Source organism: Cohnella laeviribosi DSM 21336 (assembly GCF_000378425.1).
In the GTDB taxonomy this organism is placed as follows: domain Bacteria; phylum Bacillota; class Bacilli; order Paenibacillales; family Paenibacillaceae; genus Cohnella; species Cohnella laeviribosi.
Genome location: NZ_KB899849.1, coordinates 1 through 16,892, shown reverse-complemented (window position 1 = coordinate 16,892; position 16,892 = coordinate 1). Strand labels below are relative to the sequence as shown.

The window sequence follows — 16,892 nt, the reverse complement described above, 5'->3', positions numbered from 1 at the left end:
AAATCAAACACCTCCTCTCCAACCGGCCGGTGATTTCAAAGTTGTTTTTTATGATTCTGCCTCGAATCCGGTAAACACGCCTTCCAAATACTTTTTCGGATTTTCCCGGATCCACTGGGCCGTTTCGGGATACCCAAGCTTGTCAGCCCAATGAATGACTCCCGGACGATCGAGCATGTTGACCGCCCCAAGCCTGCGCACCGCCTCCAGTCCTTCCAGCACCTTTTTCGGGACTGTCACCATGGTCAACCCTTCCTTTCATCCAATTTTTGTCCCCGGTAATAGACATCCAGTTTGACGCGGCTCGCCACATAAAACGCATACTTTTCCGCTTCCTGGTACGTATCCCGCACATCCATTTCCTGCGTTGATCCATCATGCTCCAGCACAACGGCAAACTTTCCGCCTTTCGGCTCGATGCGAACCTGATTATTCATCCCTTGTCCTTCCTTTCTTTAACCCCCGGCTTATGATCGATCGGCATCTCTGCAGCGGGCGGATAATTGGAAATGAGCAGTTCCTTTGCCGGCTGCCGCCCTTTCAGTTGTTTGGCGATCGAGTAGCGCGTTTCCACTTCCTCAATCACGTATGGCGCGTACCATTCCCGGATGAGCGGGTGGTCGTTGATGCTGAGTAAAAACTTGCCCTTGATGCCGCCGAGCAACTCGCGCAATTTCCGGTGATGCGTTTCATCGAACTTGTACAGGTAACCGGAAAGCCCGAGATACGGCGGATCGCAATAAAAAAAGCTATCCGGCGAATCGTATCGCGGGATAACTTCTTCGAACGACCTGTTTTCGATGTACACGCCGATCAGCCGCTCATGCGCCAGTTTGAACTTTTCCTTGACCTTGCTCAGGTCGTAAGCCAGTTTGGTGCGGGTGTACCCCCAATCGTCACAGTCGTTGTATTTTCCGCCGAAATGGGAATAAACCCGGTAATAGAAATCGTAGGCGCGGGTAACGGGATCGCGCTCCTCGTCCCGCCGGTTCAGGATGCGCACAAACTCATCGCGGGCATACAGCGCCCACTCGAACCTTTTGGCGAGCGCCTCCCAATCTTCCTGAATGACTCTGAAAAAATTGACAAGCTCCGCGTTGATGTCTGAATACACTTCCACCTTCGACCGTTCTTTTCCGAACAGCACCCAGCCCCCGCCGCCGAACACTTCAGCATACAGCACATGCGGCGGGAAACGGCGGATAATGTCCTCGCGCAACCGCGACTTGCCGCCTTGCCAGCGAATCGGACTTTTCAGCAATGGCGATCCTCTCCTTCGTTTTTTGTGTCGGGCTCTATCGATCCGGCTCCGAGCGCCGCAAGCTGCGGAATCGAATGCCCGCAATAGTAAACCTCATCCTCGGGCACGCCGAGCAAGCGGGCGTATCCCAACGCATGGCGCACCGCTTCCCGCGCGTTCTCCCGGCTGCCCAATGCGTACACGTCCTTCCCCGGCTCGACGCCAATGACCTGATACGCCCCCCGGATCTCTTTGACATACAATTGCAACTGCCGCACGTTCACCCACCTCTTCACGGATTGCAAATTCGTTTTAATACAAATCGTTTTACACAATGGATAAAGCGTTGGCGATTTGCCGCGCCAGCGCATGAGCCAGCTTGGGCGGCACGGCGTTGCCGACCTGGCGGTACTGTGCGCTCAAGCTGCCGTAAAACACGAATGTGTCCGGGAAAGATTGTATCCGGGCGCACTCGCGCACCGTAAAACGCCGGGGACGGGTCAGCTCCGGATGATAATGCGCCCCGGCATAAAAACCGGCATTCGCCGTAATGGTCGGATTCGGTTTTTGCCACGAACCGACTTTTTGGCGTCCTTTGAGCCCCCGGATCCTTGTCGGCATGGCCGCTTCCAGCGCCTCCAGCGGGATAACCCCGTCCGCATCCGCCAGCGAAACCAGATGCAGAATGTGCGCCGGATCCGCCGGCACCGGCCCGTGATTCGGATGCAGCCCCGCCGAACGGCTGTGCGCGGTAATCGTAAAGGAAGGATCGTCCCATCCCGCCCTGCGGTTCGTCTGATCATAGCGGCTCTCTTCCCGCACATTGGGAAAAAGATGACCGGCATGGTTCGGCAGCATCCCCGGATGGGCGAGATCGACATCCTTCGACAAATGCGCGGTTACCGTTTTGCACGGCTTCTCCCAGTCCTGCACCTTGCAGTCGAACATCGCCACGCCTTTCCCGGCATTGCGAAGCCGGTTCTCCATCGATACCGGACGGGGATTGGACAGCGTATGATTCATCAGCGCCGTTTCGTCCTCCGCCGGATCCGGCAAGTCGCCGATAGCATCGCGAAGCACCGGACGCGAAGGATCGGGCGGAGGCCATTCAAAAGCGACCTCCAGATCCGACCGGAACCCGACGATAAACACCCGCTCCCGCGTCTGCGCCACGCCGTAATCCCACGCGTTGAGCAGTTTCCATTCCAGCCTGTAGCCCGCCGCCGAAAATAGGTCGCGTATGGCGTCAAAATGAATGCGCTGCTTTTTGCTCAGCAGCCCTTTCACGTTTTCCATCAGAAAAAATGCGGGCTGCGCTTCCTTGAGCAGCCGGGCGTATTCATACGGCAGCAGGTTGCGGACATCGTCCGGATCGTGGTTTCCGGCCAGCGAAAACCCCTGGCAGGGAGGTCCGCCGATCATGCCCAGCACCGTCTCGCTTCCCGCCAGCTCGCGGAGCTTGTCTCCCGTCAAACGGGCGACGTCTTCCTTGATGGCCAGCGCCTGCGGATGGTTGCGCTCAAACGTAAGCAGCGCGGACGCATCCACATCAATGCCGACACGGATATCGAACCCCGCTTGCGCAAAGCCGCAGGATAACCCTCCCGCGCCGCAAAACAAATCGATGCACGGTCCCCAAAGCTGCATTACAGTCACCTCCCGAGTGCGTAAACGGGCGCAAAAAAACGTCTGCGCCGCGAACGGGACAGCCGTTATCTGAACTTGTATGCTTCAATACTCCCGGGGCAGCAGCGCCGTAATGACCCAATGATTGCCGTAATCATCCGACTTCACCCAAACTTTCTCCGGCAGCTTCATTTGCAGCTCGTCAAGCTTCTTGCCATTTCCGTCGCTAACAACAACGCGGTCTCCTTGAGGTTCAAAAACGAGAAAATCATGCTTGGGCAAAAACGACTCCGCTTTCCGGAAGAACAAATTCATGACGATCGGCGGCAAATTCAAATGTTGCACCCCGCGCGTCATTACTTTTTCAGTTGGTTTTCCCATGCTCTGCACAACTCCTTTGGTTGTTTTTTGAAACGAAAAATAGCCCTCCTATTCGAGAGCCATGGAAATGATCTGATTGTTACTGCTGCTTAGGAACAGAAGGGCGCCGAATCCGTTTGTTTAAACCTCTCCCAGAACGCTTCACGATCTGCCTCACTTGAGAACGTTACGGTCAAATACCCCTTTTCAGCGGCAGCATCCAGTTCCCGTCCGATAATATTTCCGCCGCAGCGGGACACGTCGCGGGCATAGGCGTCCAAATCGCCCCGATGCTCGCATTCGCGAAAGCGGAGCAGTTGCTCCAACATCTGCGTTCACTCTCCTTCGGTTTAATCATTCCAATAGTTTTGCGGGTCCTCCGATTGTCCATTTTGCGACATGCCAAAATGAAGATGCGGTCCCGTCGATTTCCCCGTGCTTCCCACCCAGCCGATCACCTCGCCGCGCAGCACCTGCTGACTGCGGCGGACGCCAATGCCCGACAAATGGGCGTATAAGCTTTGAACGCCTCCGTCATGCTGCAAACGGACGAGATTACCGTACCCGGAGTTGCTCATGACCGCCTGAATCACGATCCCGTTTTGGGCCGCAACGACCGGCGTGCCTCGCGGCGCGGGGATGTCGATCCCGTCATGAAATACGCCAGGCTCGCCCGACACCGGGTCGGTCCGCATGCCGTACGGACTGGAAATGGCCGTATACCCAATGACCGGCCACAGCCAGTTTCGCGGCATGACCAGCATGGCGGCGTATTCCGCTTCCTTTGCCCGAACGAGCGCCTCATCGCCGGGGTTTAAAAACCACGCTTCCAGCGCCGCATCCGGATCAAGGGCGGACAACCGCAAGTAGTTGGCGAGCGAAAAGATCGCGTCAAACGGATTGTCCGGATCGATCTTACCGTCTCCGTCGCCGTCCACCTTGTACGCTTCCCATAAGAGCCGTGGAAAGCCCAAACCGCCGATCGTATCGATTCGTTTCGCTTGTACGGCTCCGAAATCGGTCGTGATTTTATGAATCGCCGCCAGACGTGCCCAGGAGGCCTGTTCGTTTTCGGCCCGAATATAGATCGGAAGCAGCGGTGCGGGGATATCGAAGGTCTGATTGTCCGGCACCGGAATCCCTTCCATGGAAGAGGAATCCGAAGAACTGACTAGCACGCCAAGCAGCGCAAACACCAGCAGCATCACCAAGAGCGCGATCGCAATGCCGATGGCCCCCAAGCTGCCGACCACCCACCAGAGCACCCTTTTCTTGATCAAGCCGCTAACGTCCATGACGATCCCTTTCAAGCGACGATTCCTTTTCCCGCGTCTCTTTCAGCGCAGCTTCAGCTTTGGCCAGAAGTGGGTGGCACGATTCGTCGCCGTTTTGTACTCGATGTCTAAGGTCGGACACCAATGCCTCCCAATCCTTTACAACATTCATCGTCATCCCCTCGTCAGCAGGCTTGCCGCCTGTTTATGCTTTTGCGTATTTGTCTTCCATGACCGAATAAAAACAATTTCCAGCGCCTTCTCTCTCGGATGGGATCTCGAAACCAGATCGTCGACCACAAACCGAAGGAACGCATCGTCTCGCTCGAGACGTTCCATCTTGTTTGGATCAAATGAAATCGAACACATATCTCCGCCCTCCCTACCCTGCTGAATGGTTCGCTGTTTTTGGCATGACGTCTGACGGCACGTAAACGCCTGTCGGTTTCCACTCCCGGCAACCCGCTTCCCTCACCCATACATGCCGCGAGGCGGATACGAGAAACTCGACGTCCTTGAACTGGCGCCTTCCCCGGAAAAATAGACCGCGCTCCCGGATCTCCGCAAAGAAAACAGTCTGCGCGAGAAATTCATTTTTCAGCCATTCCGCAATCCGAACCATGTCCTCTCCTCCCGTTTTTTACTTCAGCTTGGAAATGATCTTCTTCGCGGCGTCCTTCGCTTTCTTCGTTCGTTCCTTCGCGTTCTGCCACGACTGCTTCGCTTCGCCCACGTGATACACAACTTCTTGCTTGGATGCTTCGTACATCTCGTGCGGCGTCGGCGCTTGAAAGATGCCGAGCAACTGCTTCAAAATCTTTTTGCGGAACAAAAACGCGCAGAAGAACAGCAGCGCCACGAAAATTTGCTGCAGCATGAGGATGCCGGAGCCGCGTGCCACGATGTCGGCGACAAGCAGCGTAAAGCCCAGGTAAAAGCCGTAAATGACCTTCGTGCCGAGCACGCCGATCAGCCAGCCGACCCAGCGGCGAACAAATACGAAACCGCGCTCCGGAAATAAGCCGAGCAGCAGTACGACTGGCGCGAGGATAATGATCGCCAGTGCCATCTCCTGCGCCAGAATCAAAATAAGCGATATCGTTCCGACATAGAGCAACAGCGTCATCGTGGCAATGAGCGAAAGCAGCGCCACCAGACAGCGAATGCCCGCCGAACCGCCGGCGAACAAGTACGGGACGTCCGCATGATCGCCGTGGCCGATTTTCGCATCGCCCAGCACCTTGCGCAAAATATCCCGCTGCGTCATGCCGGGCGCATACAGCCGCATCCAGTGCGACCACGCATCCCCGGCCTGAACGCCGATGGTTACCTCTTCGTCCTCCGCCCGGTCCAGAATCGCTTCGACTTCCTCCGCCGTCATGAGCACCGCGCCTGCGTCCTGACGGTTGAACTGGCCGATCAGCCACGGCCGGTCGACAAACAGCTTCCACAGCCGGTTGGACGTCGCCATGAGCTGCTGATCCGCCGCATCCGCCAGTCCCGCGTCCAATTGTTCGCCCGTCACGCGCTGGTAAGGCGCGGCCAGGGAGCCCATCGTAATTTGCGTCAGCTTGTCCATCGTCTCCGACACCGCGCGAATGCTCTGCCCCGAATGCGCGAAAAACCAGTAGCTGCCGACGAGCACGACAATCGAGCCGATCACGCCGGACATCAGCCGCGTCGTCTGGCTGTTCCAATACCCGACCTTGACCATCCATGCGGCGAGCAGCACCAGCGCCCACGGCAAAAACTTGGTAAAGATGCTCGTTCGCAGCCCGTCCATAATGGGGAGAATGAGCGACAGTTGTTCGTTGACCAGATCGGTGTGAAAGCCGAGCTGCATCAGAAAAATGCAAAGGCGGGTGATGAAGGCGCTGAGCATAAACACGACGTTGGCGACCCAGTTCAGAATGATCGGAAACGGGTTGTTCAGCTTCGGCTTCCATCCGGACCACTCCACAAGGTCGTAGCCCAAATCCCAAGTGTAGTGATCCGTCGGATACTGGCGGTAATCGAGCGTCCGGTCGCCGGGCTCGATGCCCATCTCGCTTTCGCCCGGCAGCAACTGATCGAGCATATCTTTGGGCGCTTCCGCAAATACGGCCGCCGGATTTGTGATGAAGCATGCGATAAACACCATCAGCAAAAGCCCGTAGCGGCATCGTCGTCTCAAATCGTTTCCCTCCTTTCCGCCGTCAGGCGATCCGGCGTCGTATTGAACACGGAGAGCAGATCGTCCGGCGTCGGCTCGATATGCACCCGCCCGATCCGACCGGTAATGTCTTTCATGTAGCAGTCCCCGGCTTTCAGCTCGCGGAATGCCTGGATCATGTCCTCATCATCGGGATCGAGTCCGAGCAGCGTCAGGTTGTCCGCAATCGCCCGAGGATCTTCCGTCCGGAAACAAAAAATGGAGCCGAGATTGTTTCTCGTCTCCTCGTCAGCCACATCCCCCGGATTTTGGGTTGCCAGCAGCGGCACGACCTGAAAGGAACGGCCCATCCGGATAATTTCATCAATGAGCAGCGCACCCTCGGGAAAAGCTTTCAGCATCCAGCTTTCATCGATACCGAAGATTTTGAGCTGATCGTGCGGGCTGTAAAACATGTACTCCCTTCCGAGCGCAGCGACCAGATACATGATGCCAAGACCGAATCGCTCGTTCGGCGTCAGCGCCGTGTGCAGCCGTTCGTTCCGCTTCTTGGGTAATGGCAGTCCGGCCAAAGTTATGACGATAAACCGCGCTCCGCTCAAGTTCGCGTTTTCTTCCCCGTCGCGGGCGAATATAAATTTCCCGAACGGGCTTCGCGAGTACGACTGCAGCCGGTTCATGCAGCGCCGAGCTTCCACCCGGATCGCTTCCACCGGCGAATCCGCCGATACCCGCTCCAGCTCCTGCATAAAGGTGTACAGATCGCGCTGTTTCTGCTCGAACGTCCGCTCGACGGCTTCCATGATCGCGTCGGCCCGCTCGTCATTGCGGGTCCCCTCCAGCAGCAAGCTGAGGAAATCCAACACGATGCCGTGCGCTCGGTCCTCGCTTTTGGACATCCGGAACGGATTGAACTTCGTCGCCGAATCCGCCGAAAAGTTCAGACGCACCATGTTTTGACGAATGTCCGGGATGAGCGCAAAGCAGCTGTCCTCATCCTTTGGATCGATCGAGAATACGATGCCGCCTTGATTGTACCCGTGGTAGAACAGCGTCTTCTTCAGCACCGACTTCCCCGAACCCAGCGTACCGACGATGACGATCGCCCCGGAACGGTTCAGTTCCTTGGACATCGGCCGCTTCAAATCGAGCAGAACCGGAATGCGGTGCAGCGTCCGGCCAATGTAATCCCCGTCCGGATCGCCGATTTCTCTTGAACCGTGCAGCATGGCCGCTGCCAGAAACTTCGGATCCATCGGGATCCGGTTTTGCTTGTCCATCGGAGATCCCGGCAAAAAGAGCTGGAAAGCCAGTGCCTGATCCGCCGGGGACCGTACGGCGCGGATTTGCTTGGTGGCATACAATTGCAGGAGTTGCGCCGCGCGTTCCTCCAGCTCCTTGCGGGAAGAGGCGGAGACATTGAGCCACGTCGACGCCCACACGAGCGGCATCCCTTTTTGCAGCTTGTTCTCCAGCACCCGTCCGCGTTTGCCGGCCCATTCCAGCGTGATCGGCGTTTCCTCGGACGCCTCCTTGTATTCGCGGCGCTGGTCTTTTAATACCTTACGGTTGCGCTGCAACCCGCCCGCCGCTTCATGCGGCGTCTGCACCTGAAAGTGAATGCTGACCTCGGCGGGAAAAGGCAGGTCTTCGAGCGCGTACAGCCACTCGTCCCCGATGGCCGAAATCTCCTCCGGCACATCGACGACCAAGAAAAACGCCTGATAGCTTTTCCGGCTGTCTTCCTCCCCATCGTCATGATGCACGATCCACGTCTTCATTTTTTCTTCGCCGACAAGGTCGGCGGCAAGCAGTACCGGCAATGATTTTTTCGGGCGCAGCAGCACCTTCTCGCCCTTCACCCGCACCTCGCGCATCGTCTCCGGCGTCAGCGTCAGCTCCGGCTCCACGGCCAATCCACGAAAGAAGCCGCGCCTGATCAGCCATTCGATTTCCTGCGGTCCGCACCGCTCGCCACTTAAGTGATGGTTTACCTGATTGAACTGCAAGCTTTCGGCGGACTTCGCGATATTAAGGCGCTCCATCTCCAATTCCCCGCGCTGACGGTACCAGAACTGTTCCTGGATGTTGCGGCCGAACGCTCCGGCCCATTCGCGCAGTGTTTCGCCCGTCTTGCGCAGGCCTGACAAATCCACTTCCGGAAACTGCTTGTGCACGGCGGATAGCTGCAAAATCAAATAAAGCGATCGCTGCCACGGCCGCCGCTCGGCAAACCGCTGCATGACCGCTTTCACATACCGTTCGTATTCCGCGCCCTGCCCCATTCGCCGCTGTTGCCACACGCCAGCGTCCATCATCCGGGTGACGGATAACAATTGGCCGCTGCCATGGTAGCTGTGCAAAAACTGCTGCATCTGGCTCACGGCGCCGCGCTTTTTCTCCGGCGACTGGTACGCATACGGTTTCAGCGGTATGCGGTACACCGCCCACGGTTTCAGCAGCGTGTCAAACAGGAGGTTTTGTTCCCAATACAAAACCGGAAACTTCAATGCGTCTCACCCCCCTTCAAAAACTGTTTTCATCGGATCCGGATGTGGCGGTGGCATATCAATGAATGTCGCTCCTTTTTCGAACCTTCCATATCTCCAAATGTTTATCTCTATTCTCTCTTTCAACTTGCACCGGAGCGGATGTCATCCATGACATCGACCGCCGCGATTTTCCTTCCAGTACCACTGGCGGAACGACCGCCCGTTTAGACTGCCGTATCAGCGGCGTGACATGAAGTTTTCCGCTTCGCCCGCGCCAGCGGATGCGCACGTTTGCGGGAAGGCAAAGCGTCTGCAATCCCTCGACCGTCCCGTGTAGTTGTCCGCTGCTGCCGCTCCATGCCTCGCCGCCTTTTGGCAACGAGATCCGTTCATACGGCCGGCACCGGCCAACAAACCGGATCCTGTGTTTCCCTCCAGGTTGACGGATCGCCTGCCAGCGGACAAACCATTTCGGCCGCACCAAGAAATGCAGGATGTCCCGAACATAGCGCGGCACCGTTTTCCCCGCCGGATCCAGTTTGACCGTGTAGTATGCGGCGGCAATCGGCCCGACAACCATTGTGATCGTGCGATCGATGGGAAGCAGCCATGAGAGCACCGGAAACACGTAGCAAAAGATAAAAAACACGCCGATATACACAAACCAGAGCACGACGCCATCCTGCCGGATCGGCATCCACAATCGAATGTCGCCGATATGGTAAATGAGCGGGCGAACCCGATACAACGCGCGATACGATTCCGTTTTATCCTCGTCCATCCGGCTTCACCCTCCGGTTGTGTCCGTCAGCCCGTCCACGGAAATGCCGAGCGTCTTCAGCACATAAAGCGCCAGGTACTTGGCAATGCCGGGAGCAAAAACGAAAATGCCCAGAATGACCGACAGCATAATATGTGACCAGAGCCGGTTCGTTTCGCCGTTGGCATACATTTTCACCCCCCGGTAAATCGCAATCGTGAGGAAAATGGCTTGCAGCAGCCGTTTGATGACAAGAAGACCGGTATTGACAAAATCCCCTTCCACATTTCCCACCCCCTCGATGAACTAGATGAGCCGTTTACTCTACGCTCCCTACAAAAAACTTCTGATTCTCCTCCGTCACAGCCAGCTTCCACACCTGCGTCACACGAAAGCCCGTCGCTGCATCCTGCACAGAAAACGTAACCGTGACCTTGTAAGGTCCAACTCCTGCAGCCTCCAACCGCTCCAGCGTGAGGAAGCGAAGCCGGCCTTCGAGCGGTTTCAATTTTGCACCGGTCGTGACGTAATTGAACAGGCTTTCCGTGTCCCTGCCTTCACACATCGCCTTCAGAAAGCTTTCGATCGCCGGACGCATTCGCTGTTTTACATCCGCAGATGCTGCCGGTTCTCCGCTTGCCGTTTCCGGAACGGCGGGCGGCTCCTGCGGCGAACGGATGAGCGGCGGCGCAGTCACTGTAGCGCCCTTACCCGTCTGCGCCCACACGGGCACATCGACTTCCCACACGACCCGTTCGGGATTGGCCGCGATCACCCGGACGCGAATCGCATAACGCGATCCACCGTTGGAGGACGAGGACACGAACTCCGCCGCGATTACCTCCTGCCGTTTCGTTTTTTGTTCCGACTGGAGAGCCGCAACGCGGACGAGGGCATCCGGATTGACGTAAGGTTTGAGCCGCTGAATGCGCGCCTCCGGCAGCTCCTCTCCGTCCCATCGCATCCATTCACGGGCAAAGCTCAGCGCCGTATGGATCGCCATCTGCTGCTCCATTGTCCGCTTGAGGATGACCGGCGTCGGGTCGGCTTCCGTTCGCAAGAGTGTGGAAACTGCGCCCAGACAGGAAACGATCAGCATCGCCCATAGCAGCAGCTTGGGAAACCAGCGCATATCCATGTTGACTCACCTCCCCAGCATCGGGGACGGCTCCCGCGCTTGTTTGCCGAGAAGCGGGAGGTCCGGGTCAGAGGACAGGGGTAAAAGCGGCATGTCTTTCAGCCTGATGCGCTTCCCTTCCGGTCCCCACCAGAGCCCTTCATCCACACCTCGACGGTTCCATTCGCTTTCGCTGATCGCCCAGACATTCGGCAGCGGGCGGCCCAGAAGCGGCCCCTCGCCAAGCGAAGCCCATAGCCGCAGCAGCCGTTTCGGCCTCGACTCGATTTTGGTTACGAACAATACATGCACAGCGGTTACCGCGCGCCATGCGGCAGACAGCACCCGCCCATACAGCCACAGCTTGTCCTGCAATTTCCACTGGTTCTCGCTTCCGGTGTCGTACTCCAGATGAAGCACGAGCCGCCCGCGTCCCGGCAACACATAAGTGCAAAGGCCATCCGGACGGAGAAGCATCGTTTTTTTGCCCGATTCCTTGAAGCTCGCATACTGCTCGGCTGCTTCCCGAGTGGATTGCCATTCCGTCAGACCTTCGCCTTCATGCGCAAGACTGTGCCGGATGAGCGACACGAAAAAAGCGTTTGTGCCGTATACATGCTCAAGCTGCACCGGATGTTTCTCCCACGCCTTCATGCGAAAGCCTTCCTCTTCGCCCGCCAGCATCGCTGCCGCTTTTGCCCCTTCGGCCGTCAGCCCGTACCCCACATGGTTAAGTCGAAGGAAAGGAAGGGGGATGCTACGCACCAGCCCTTGTCTGCTCAACTGGCTAGCCATGGCGTACAAGGTGGGCAAGCGGTAATTCATTACCGTTGCCAATTGGCTTGCTGTCATCGGTCCGTACCGGTAAATAGTTGCCAGCATTTCTTTTTTTGCTGCCTCGTACATGTGGTTTGGTTTCCTCCCTTCATGCTGTTTTTGTCGCTGCCCTCGCAGATGTGAGTAAGTCCGGATCGGCTCAGGGGCGCAATATGCGCCAGGTTGCGGATTGTGCCGCATTTTCAGACCGAGACGGTTATCTGAGTCTTTATCTCAGACTTTATCTCAGTCTTTGTCTCAGTCTTTAAGCGGCTCCAACCTGCTAATCCGGAACCTCGCGCCGCCATCCATGCAAAGGCGACCCGGGGCCTTCCCCGACCGTCATCTCCTTTTCGACGGACGCTGCCGATCGACCGTCATGAGCGTCGGACCAGGCCCACGCCTCCTTGATCCAGGATTCATGCCGGATCGGGACGACATCGTTTTTGACCGTGAACAGCTCAAGCCGTCCTTCGTGACCTTTCGTGCGCACGATGGCGTGTAGCTCCGCCAGGTTCATCAAATCGGCGTTCGTGACGAGTGGCTTGAGCCAGCGTGACATCTTGTCCGCGTCCGGCCCGCCAAGCTGCAGCAGCATGAGCGTACCGACGTTGCCGAGAATCGCCTCCAGAATGCGATCGGAAAGTTGCGACAAATACTGCGTAGCCAAAAACAGCGACAAGCCGAACTTGCGGTCCTCGGCCAATATTTTCGTCAAAATGTCCGTCGCGAACAGGTGCATTTCATCGGCAAAAAAGAAGTGTGCCCTCGATTTGTGCTGCGGCCGCTTGCGGCAGGTGAAGTGGTAGTCGATGAAAAACAGGCTGGCTAAAATCTTCAGCAAATCCGGCACGCAGCCGGAGCCGTCGATCAGAACGATATGGCCGTCATCCATCGCTTGCCGCGTATTGACGCTGCTGTGAAGCTGGCCGAGCATCCGCCGCGAGGTCGGGTACGTTGTCAGCGCGCCGAGTTTGTTCAGGATTGGGCCTAGATGCTCGCCCACGTTTTTGATTTGCGCAAACTCGTCCGTCCAAAAGTGACGCAAATGAACGTCTAGTCGCGGCAGCAATTTTCTCCGATACGTCTCGTTAAAGAAAATGTCGACAATGCCGAGCACGGTCTGCGGTGGCACGGATAACAAGCTGAGTACGGCGTTGCGGAGATAATGCTCTGCCCGCGGCCGGGAGCCGGGAAACAACTGCTGCAGCGTCGTGACAAATTCCCCGGTCAGGCTTTCCCGCATATCCGCATGCGCGGCTTGAAACAAGTTGAAGCCGCGCGGCCGGTCGGTATGTCCGAGTGGAATGATGTGCAGCTTCGGGTACAAAGTTTTCGGAATATAGCTCAGCAATGTTTCAATCGCTCCGCCGTGCGGATCGAGAAACGTAAAGCCCGGCGCTTGGTCCGGCGAACGCTCCAAGTCATCCACCATATTCGTCATGATAGAGAGCAGCGTCGACGTTTTCCCTGATCCGGTTGTTCCGGCGAGAAAAGCGTGCTTGAGCATCTGGTTCACCGGCATGCGGATCTCCTGATCCGCGCCCGGCACGTTGCTTTTCCCGATAAACAGCCCGCGGTTTAAGCCGGCTGGTGCAGGTACGATTTTTGCATGCATCTTCTCCATATGCGCGGCGGCCGGATCGCCAAAGGCGGGAATGCGCAGCCAGTAGCCGAGCTCCTCCGAAGTAAACAGCAGCTTCTTCGACGGAGCGCCGGGCGTAAGCAATGCTTTATTGCCTCGAACAGGACGCAGCACAATGCCGTTGCCGCTTCTCATCGACTGCAGCATGTCGTTCATCGTGTGCAGCCTCGCTTTGGCCGCATGCGAACGAATGAGCACGCGAAAACCCGTCCACAGCCCGATTTCATCCTCGTCCTGCTTGCTCTGAAGCGAACGCATGACGTTCTGTTGGTGGGCCGTCAATTCCCGCGGCCCACGTTCCTCCTTCTGGTTCGTGTTCATTTCCCGCCAGATCGCTTTCAGCGACATCGGCTCGTTCGCCGGGGAGCGCAGCCACGCTTCCGCTTTGCGGACACGCCGTAGCAGGAGGCGCTTGCCCGCTGGCGCAAACGCCAGCTCCAGCCATACCTCCTCGCCCGCCTTGAGTTCTCCCGCTCCCATCGCCGCGATCATCTCGTTCACTGGGTCTTTGCCCGCCGGATGAATGGCAGCGACCGACAGCACTCCCTTGTACGCCGGACGTCCTTCGGCAACGATCACGTTTTTGTCCGAACCGGCGGCAAACACAGGCGCTTCCACCGGGAGCAAATAGATCCCGGACACCTGCGTATGAAAGCCCGTGCGAAACCCCATCCAACGAATGTCGGGGACCGAGAAATAGATTCGTACGCGTCCAGCAGGTCCTGCGCACTGGATCAGGTAACGAAAATAGATCTGTCCGTACCGAAGACGCTTGAATCGGGGATGGCCGAGCTGGCTAATATGCCTGGCAAAACGCGAAGCCTTGGCAAAGTCCATCGGCGCGGCGTCGAGGGAGGGCATCACTTCGAACCATAGAGTCTGCTTGTGCTTGCCGCGACCCGGCTCACACCAGCGCGGAAACAAAAAGGAGAGCATCGCTGCCCCCTCCCTCCGTACCTGTTTTCGGTTGTCATTCAAATGGCTATACCGATTACCTTGCGCCACCTCCCACCTGAAACCTCCAAGATACTCAATTCTCCCGATGATTTCTGAAAATAAGAAAGACAGGCGATCCAGAAATCACGGATGGCCTGTCTACACTTTTTCACACTATTAGATTACCACTTTTTTGGTGACGCTGTCGTCTGCCTTTCTCTGATAACTTTTTTCCCCGCAAGAGACCTTCTACTGACCTTCTGATGAAAATAAATCGTCCTGTAAACCAAGAATAGAATCATCTCCGCCGACAAAACGATAAATATGCGCTAATATCCTTCTGCGGTTGCGGTAGTAGATACGATGCGTTGTCTTCAACTTTTCCATAACATCCGCATGGGGCAGTCGAAGCAGATATCGATATTCGACAAACTGCTGTTCTTTTGGGAGAAGCGAACGGATTGCCGCCTCCAGCATTTGAATTTTCATCTGCAATAGCGGAATCTCTATTTCTTGGGCTTGCAGCCTCCGGATCACTTCGTTTAAGATAGCTTCGTTTTTTTGTCCTTTCCCATGAATCGCGACCAGTTCGAACTTTTGCGTCAAACCTGGTATATGGTCCTGCTGCGACTCCAGCGTTTCCAACCGGGACTTCCATTCAGGCAAAGCAAACAGCCAATTTTCCACTTGAGCGTGTGGAACTTGAGCACTCACCGGCTCCACCCCCGCTGCCTGATCCGGTGCCGGACCTTGGTGTGCCAATCGTGCCGCATCAACTGTTCATAATAAGCTAGTGACGACTTCGACTTGTGAGTACTTTTCCTGCATTCAACTTTTCCGTTCCAGGATGTAAATGTAATTGAAGACAAGACAGCCTGGTTATCTTTAAGTGAAGAAACCGGTTTGTTATCCAAAGGAATCATTTGCCGTGCCCCTTTCATTGATATGAATGAGCGCTCAATTTGATTGTAGTCCGGCATCCTAAATCGGATAAGGTGAATCTTTGGATAGAACTTTTGGAGTAAAAAGTTCTATGTCATATAGAACTTTTTTACATTCAACTTAAAAAAAGCCCGACTCTCCTTGATAGGAAAGTCGGGTCGTTTCAGGTAAATCGCTCGTCTAGGAAAGGAATATTGGATAGATGATCTAGAATTCGTTCATTATGACATGAATCCCAATACATAAGGAGGGATCACGTCCCCACTGAAAACCATTAATAACTTTGTTTGTTTTTAAGTTCTTTCAATTGATGACTTAGTTCTGCATTCTGTTTTCTTAGTGCATCAATCTCAGCGTTTCCATGCTCACTCCGGTTTCCTTTGTTCCCGTGCATTCCCTTCATCATGATCAGCATCATGAGGGGACAAGCGAGTGTTAGTAACCAAGCCCAGTCCATTTGACCACCTCCTCCCAGACGAATTGATGCCGTCAGAAACTAACATTCCATTTTCTCCTTGTTTCGATCGATAGACTAGATAAACCATGAAACCAATACTTACTATGATGACAGCGAAACTGGTCCATTGCCCTGCTGTCCAATGGAATGCATACCGAGGCGAATCCCCCCGTAAAAACTCGAGCATAAACCGTCCTGCCGCGTATAAGATGTTATACACCAGAAAAATAAAACCGGTCGGCCAAGTTTTGTTTTTTAGGGCAATTAATATTGCAAATACGATCAAGTCCCACTGCCCTTCCCATATTTCTGCCGGCCATAAAGGCTGGAAGCCGTATGCGTCATAAGCCATCGTCCCTTCTGGATATACGATTCCAAAGCTTGAGCCTGTCGGAGAACCATAGGCATCCCCATTCAGAAAACAGGCGATACGACCTATTGCTTGTCCTAATACGATAGCCGGTGCAACCAAATCAGCCAATTCCCAGAATGAAATGCGTTGTATACGTGTATAAATGGCCGCTGCGGCAAATCCGCCGACCAGAGCACCTTGGATAGCGATGCCTCCGTTCCAGATCGCCGGAATTTCAGATAAATGCTCGGCATAATAGTCCCACTGAAAAAAGAACACATGCCAAAATCTTGCACCAATCACTGCTCCCAAAATAACATATAAGATCAAATTGGGGATGTGCTTCTGGTAAGGGGTTTTTCTAACCAAAAAGTTGGCAACGCCCATTGCGAGCAACACAGCCAAAGCTACAACGAGTCCGTACGAACGTACTGCATAATCACCAATCGTAAATAGTTTCCCCTGAAAAAGTCAGGGTGTTTTGAGCATAATTAAAAGGAATTCAGCACCTCAAAATGGAAATTGTTATTGACGAGATAACAAAGTTCCACACCCCGAGGGAAGAATTCCTTTGCTATAGGAGTTCAACAGAAGCCCTCGGGAATCCTTCCAAGAGGTGAAGAAAATGTTGAAACTTCGAGACGAGCAATTGACCATCTGGGATGCCATTCTCCCGGAATCTGTTAGAAAGTTGCCGGTCGAGCTTGCAATCATAGATCAATT

18 protein-coding genes are annotated in these 16,892 nt (G+C 55.4%); all 18 read right to left on the bottom strand.

Annotated features, from left to right (window positions below; all coding sequences use genetic code 11):
• Positions 1–48: 48 nt before the first annotated feature.
• Complete coding sequence (locus F560_RS0118945; RefSeq protein ID WP_019007333.1) at positions 49–243, bottom strand: DUF5049 domain-containing protein; 195 nt, start codon at positions 241–243, stop codon at positions 49–51.
• 2 nt (positions 244–245) lie between these two features.
• Positions 246–437, bottom strand: coding sequence for a hypothetical protein (locus F560_RS0118940; RefSeq protein ID WP_019007332.1), 192 nt, complete (start codon positions 435–437; stop codon positions 246–248).
• A complete protein-coding gene (locus F560_RS0118935; protein ID WP_019007331.1) occupies positions 434–1,261 on the bottom strand; it encodes a DNA adenine methylase in 828 nt (275 codons plus the stop codon). Before F560_RS0118935 ends, F560_RS0118940 begins: the two co-directional genes overlap by 4 nt.
• Positions 1,255–1,518: a hypothetical protein gene (locus F560_RS0118930; RefSeq protein ID WP_019007330.1), complete on the bottom strand. Its 264-nt coding sequence runs from the start codon at positions 1,516–1,518 to the stop codon at positions 1,255–1,257. The genes F560_RS0118935 and F560_RS0118930 overlap by 7 nt, the downstream gene beginning before the upstream one ends.
• 49 nt (positions 1,519–1,567) lie before the next feature.
• Positions 1,568–2,887, bottom strand: a complete 1,320-nt coding sequence (locus tag F560_RS24710) for a DNA cytosine methyltransferase (protein ID WP_019007329.1) — start codon at positions 2,885–2,887, stop codon at positions 1,568–1,570.
• Positions 2,888–2,971: 84 nt separating this feature from the next.
• A complete protein-coding gene (locus F560_RS0118920; protein ID WP_144938217.1) occupies positions 2,972–3,247 on the bottom strand; it encodes a hypothetical protein in 276 nt (91 codons plus the stop codon).
• An 89-nt stretch (positions 3,248–3,336) separates the two neighbouring features.
• Positions 3,337–3,555, bottom strand: a complete 219-nt coding sequence (locus F560_RS0118915) for a hypothetical protein (protein ID WP_019007327.1) — start codon at positions 3,553–3,555, stop codon at positions 3,337–3,339.
• 21 nt (positions 3,556–3,576) lie between these two features.
• On the bottom strand, positions 3,577–4,536 hold the full coding sequence (locus F560_RS0118910; protein WP_019007326.1) for a M23 family metallopeptidase: 960 nt from the start codon (positions 4,534–4,536) through the stop codon (positions 3,577–3,579).
• 604 nt (positions 4,537–5,140) lie between these two features.
• Positions 5,141–6,673, bottom strand: coding sequence for a hypothetical protein (locus F560_RS0118895; protein WP_020621296.1), 1,533 nt, complete (start codon positions 6,671–6,673; stop codon positions 5,141–5,143).
• Positions 6,670–9,162, bottom strand: a complete 2,493-nt coding sequence (locus F560_RS0118890; RefSeq protein WP_019007323.1) for an ATP-binding protein — start codon at positions 9,160–9,162, stop codon at positions 6,670–6,672. The genes F560_RS0118895 and F560_RS0118890 overlap by 4 nt, the downstream gene beginning before the upstream one ends.
• A gap of 58 nt (positions 9,163–9,220) precedes the next feature.
• Positions 9,221–9,925, bottom strand: coding sequence for a TcpE family conjugal transfer membrane protein (locus F560_RS0118885; protein ID WP_019007322.1), 705 nt, complete (start codon positions 9,923–9,925; stop codon positions 9,221–9,223).
• A gap of 6 nt (positions 9,926–9,931) precedes the next feature.
• Positions 9,932–10,189 carry a hypothetical protein gene (locus F560_RS0118880; RefSeq protein ID WP_019007321.1) on the bottom strand — a complete coding sequence of 86 codons (258 nt, stop codon included), beginning with the start codon at positions 10,187–10,189 and terminating at the stop codon, positions 9,932–9,934.
• A 34-nt stretch (positions 10,190–10,223) separates the two neighbouring features.
• Positions 10,224–11,042: a conjugal transfer protein gene (locus F560_RS0118875; protein WP_019007320.1), complete on the bottom strand. Its 819-nt coding sequence runs from the start codon at positions 11,040–11,042 to the stop codon at positions 10,224–10,226.
• A 6-nt stretch (positions 11,043–11,048) separates the two neighbouring features.
• Positions 11,049–11,927, bottom strand: coding sequence for a replication-relaxation family protein (locus F560_RS0118870; protein WP_019007319.1), 879 nt, complete (start codon positions 11,925–11,927; stop codon positions 11,049–11,051).
• A gap of 193 nt (positions 11,928–12,120) precedes the next feature.
• Positions 12,121–14,418 carry a type IV secretory system conjugative DNA transfer family protein gene (locus F560_RS0118865; RefSeq protein ID WP_019007318.1) on the bottom strand — a complete coding sequence of 766 codons (2,298 nt, stop codon included), beginning with the start codon at positions 14,416–14,418 and terminating at the stop codon, positions 12,121–12,123.
• 249 nt (positions 14,419–14,667) lie between these two features.
• On the bottom strand, positions 14,668–15,132 hold the full coding sequence (locus F560_RS0118860; RefSeq protein ID WP_019007317.1) for a hypothetical protein: 465 nt from the start codon (positions 15,130–15,132) through the stop codon (positions 14,668–14,670).
• Between the two features lie 502 nt (positions 15,133–15,634).
• On the bottom strand, positions 15,635–15,775 hold the full coding sequence (locus F560_RS26325; RefSeq protein WP_245554894.1) for a hypothetical protein: 141 nt from the start codon (positions 15,773–15,775) through the stop codon (positions 15,635–15,637).
• On the bottom strand, positions 15,726–16,616 hold the full coding sequence (lgt, locus tag F560_RS23670; RefSeq protein ID WP_083932140.1) for a prolipoprotein diacylglyceryl transferase: 891 nt from the start codon (positions 16,614–16,616) through the stop codon (positions 15,726–15,728). The genes F560_RS26325 and lgt overlap by 50 nt, the downstream gene beginning before the upstream one ends.
• Positions 16,617–16,892 lie beyond the last annotated feature (276 nt).